The 3,227-nt window shown below is 70.7% G+C and carries 3 protein-coding genes; 1 reads left to right on the top strand and 2 read right to left on the bottom strand.

The window, feature by feature from the left end; genetic code table 11:
• Window positions 1-160: 160 nt before the first annotated feature.
• On the bottom strand, window positions 161-592 hold the full coding sequence (locus tag ACFVIM_RS34300) for a pyridoxamine 5'-phosphate oxidase family protein (protein WP_384310076.1): 432 nt from the start codon (window positions 590-592) through the stop codon (window positions 161-163).
• Between the two features lie 401 nt (window positions 593-993).
• Between ACFVIM_RS34300 and ACFVIM_RS34295 the strand changes: the two genes are divergently transcribed.
• The gene (locus tag ACFVIM_RS34295; RefSeq protein WP_384310074.1) at window positions 994-1,962 is read left to right on the top strand and encodes a lytic polysaccharide monooxygenase; all 969 of its coding nucleotides are present in this window, start codon (window positions 994-996) and stop codon (window positions 1,960-1,962) included.
• Between the two features lie 100 nt (window positions 1,963-2,062).
• On the opposite strand, the gene ACFVIM_RS34290 is transcribed toward ACFVIM_RS34295, so the two are convergent.
• Window positions 2,063-2,977: an esterase/lipase family protein gene (locus tag ACFVIM_RS34290; RefSeq protein WP_384310071.1), complete on the bottom strand. Its 915-nt coding sequence runs from the start codon at window positions 2,975-2,977 to the stop codon at window positions 2,063-2,065.
• Window positions 2,978-3,227 lie beyond the last annotated feature (250 nt).

Raw genomic sequence — 3,227 nt, 5'->3', positions numbered from 1 at the left:
GCCGTACACCCGGCTCGGACAGGCCCTCCGCGGGGCGGCCCGAAGGAGGGTCCCGGGCGGCACGAGGGCCTGCGTCCGCCCCGTACGCGGGCGTCTCGGGCGGGGGCGCACGCAGACGCCCCGAACCGCGTACCGGTGGTTCGGGGCGTGACGGGGAGGGTCAGACCGCGCCCATGTCCGCGCTGAGCCAGCGCTCGGGGCGCATCCTGATGAGGAGCTGCTCGCCGTAGTTCTGATCGAAGGTCGTGAGGTACTCCTCCAGCCGCTCGGGGGCGACATAGCGGGCGCTGACCTCGCGCATCTGCTCCTTGGTGGCGATCTCGGTCGAGACGACCGGGCCTTCCACCGTCACATAGCGGACGGTGGGTTCCGCCCGGTCGACCATCAGGGAGAAGCGGCCCGCCGACGCGATGAGCTTCGCCTTGCGGGAGTCGACTCCGGTCACGATCCAGGCGTCGCCGCCGGGCGTGTACCCGTACCAGATGGGGATGTTGAGGGGGGCTCGGTCGGGGCTCTCACCGGAGTCCACCGCCAGCGCCGCGATATGCGGCTCGGCGAGGAACTGCTCACGCTCTTCAACGGACAGGGCCACGGATGACTCCTTCGCTCTGTGTCGTGCGGACTGTGCTGCCGTGGGCCGGTATGGCGTGATCAGCTTAACCAGCGGGGTGGGTACGGATTGTGTACAACCTGCGAAATCACGCGGCGAAATGGCCCTCACCAGCCGTTCCAAGCCTCATCCAATAGCACTTCTTGACAAAGAAGGTGCGGGAAGGCGCTCCCTGATGCCTCGCTTATCGCTTCCTTAACGCGACCATAAGGATGCCCAAGATCGCGCCCAGGCAGGCGACGTGGACGGTTCGAGGGGCTAACTTGCTGGTCACCGAGGCCGGTTCGAACATCCGCTCACCTCGTGAGCGGCGGGCCCCACCCGCCCGTTCGGGCCGGTCTCGGCCACCCCCCACGGATATCCCCCCACTGAGGAGAGTCACCATGACCGCTCGCCGCAAGGCCGCCACGGTCGCCGCTCTCGGTATCGCCCCGCTGGCCCTGACCGCGCTGGCCGCCGCGCCCGCGTCGGCGCACGGCTCGATGCAGGACCCGGTCAGCCGCGTCTCCGCGTGTTTCGCCGAGGGCCCGGAGAGCCCCGACTCGGCGGCGTGTAAGGCGCTGGTCGCGGCCGGGGGTACTCAGCCGCTGTACGACTGGAACGAGGTCAACCTCGCCGACGTCAACGGCGCCCACAAGCAGCGGATCCCGGACGGCAAGCTGTGCAGCGTCGGCCGGGAGAAGTACAAGGGTCTGGACGCGCCGCGCACCGACTGGCCGACCACGACGCTCAACTCCGGCACCAACACCTTCCGCTGGCGGGCCACGGCTCCGCACCGGGGCACGATGTCGCTGTACATCACCAAGGACAGCTACGACCCGACCAAGCCGCTGACCTGGAACGACCTTGAGGCGCAGCCGTTTGTCTCCCTCGTCGACCCGCCGCTGGTGAATGGCTCCTATGTCTTCCAGGGCACCCTGCCCAAGAAGACCGGCCGCCACCTGATCTACTCGATCCTCCAGCGTTCGGACTCCCCCGAGGCGTTCTACACCTGCTCCGACGTGGCGTTCGGCAACGGCGGCGGGGCGGCCCCGGTCGCCAAGGCCCCGTCCGAGGGCGCCATCACCGAGGGCACGACCAAGTCAACCGTCGACCACCAGGGCCACGGCGGTGACACCCCCGCCGAGAAGCAGGCCAACGCCCAGCACATCGCCCACCAGGCCGGGGCCCGCGCGGTGAACGGCACCACCGAGGCGAGCGGGCTGGTCACGGCCTCCGCCGGGGAGAAGCTCGCCGCCACCGGTGGCGACAGCACCACCGCCTATGTCGCGATCGGTGGCGCCGCCGCCCTGGCGCTGGGCGGGGCCGCGTTCTTCGGGGCCACGCGCCGCCGGGTGACCGGCCAGGGCTGACCCGGGGAAAGCAGCCCCACCGGGTGATCATCGGGGGCCTGACCACCCCCACCGGACCACATCACCACGGGGAAAGGCCCGCGCGTCCGTTGTCGATCCGTCAGTCGGCAACGGACGCGCAGGTCGTGGGCCTGGCGTTGGCCGGGTCCAGGGCGTTGGTGATCTCGTGGAAGGCGATCCGGTCCAGGGCGCCGATGGCCATATGCCCGGAGAGATCCAGCGGGCACCGGTCCTGGATCAGGACGTTGCGCACCCCGGGTCCGTCGAGGAACTGGCTGCGATACGGGGTGACCACCAGGTCATAGCGGGTGGCGATCACCGTGTACTGGACGCCGGGCACGGTGTCGCCGCCCGCGTTGAGACGGGTGAGGAACGGCGAGCCCGCGATCTGGTCGGCGAGGGCTGGTGTGGCCGCGGTCAGCAGGTCACGGGCGCCGGGGAAGAAGGCGAGCAGCCCGGTCAGACCGCTGAGCGTGGTGCCGTGGTTGCTGGGGGCGACGCCGACGAGGGCGTTCACCTTGGCCGCGCCACCGAGGAACTTCAGGTAGTGACGGGGCATCATGCCGCCCTGGGAGTGGCCGACGAGATCGACCTCGCGGGCTCCGGTGGCGGCGAGCACCCGGTCGACATAGGCGGCGAGCTGCCCGGCGGACCGGTCGACGGGTCCGAGTCCGTGGAAGAAGGGGACTCCGGGGAGCTGCCCGTAGTCGAGCGAGAAGACGCAGTAGCCGCGGCGGACCAGGTACGGGGCAAAGACGAGCCAGTTGTCGACGGAGTTGGCGAAGGTGCCGTGGACGAGGACCACGGGCCGGGGGTGGGCGGCGGAGGGACGACAGGAGAAGTCGTTCCAGCCGCGTGACGTGGTGGCAGTGGTGCTGGATGCGGTGGTGGTGGGCGCGGTACCGGCGGGCGCGGTGGTGACGGCGGCGGTCGCCGTGGCGGTGGGGGTCAGGGTGAGGGCCGCGGCGAGCAGGGCCGTGGCGACTGGGCTGAGCAGGCGTTTCCAGGAGGGCATGAGGGTTCTCCTCGCGGCTCGGCGGGGGGTGTGGACGGCGGAGGGCCGGGGCGCGGGCGTGCCGGGAGGCCGGTTGGTCGCTGTGGGGGGCGGCGTCCGTGTGCCGCTGCCGGGCGGGATCGCCGCCCGTACCGACGGAGGGGCCGGCGCCTTCCGAACGAGACTCCTGCCGTGTCCACGACAAGTTACCGGCGGTATGGCGCCGGTTGGAAGTTACGCGCGAGTAAAAAAACGAGACCTCCGGCCGGAG

Origin of the sequence: Streptomyces sp. NPDC057638 (genome assembly GCF_042800315.1) — a bacterium.
In the GTDB taxonomy this organism is placed as follows: Bacteria; Actinomycetota; Actinomycetes; order Streptomycetales; family Streptomycetaceae; genus Streptomyces.
The sequence above is the reverse complement of the archived record's forward strand: the minus strand, read 5'-3'. Positions and strand labels throughout refer to the sequence as shown.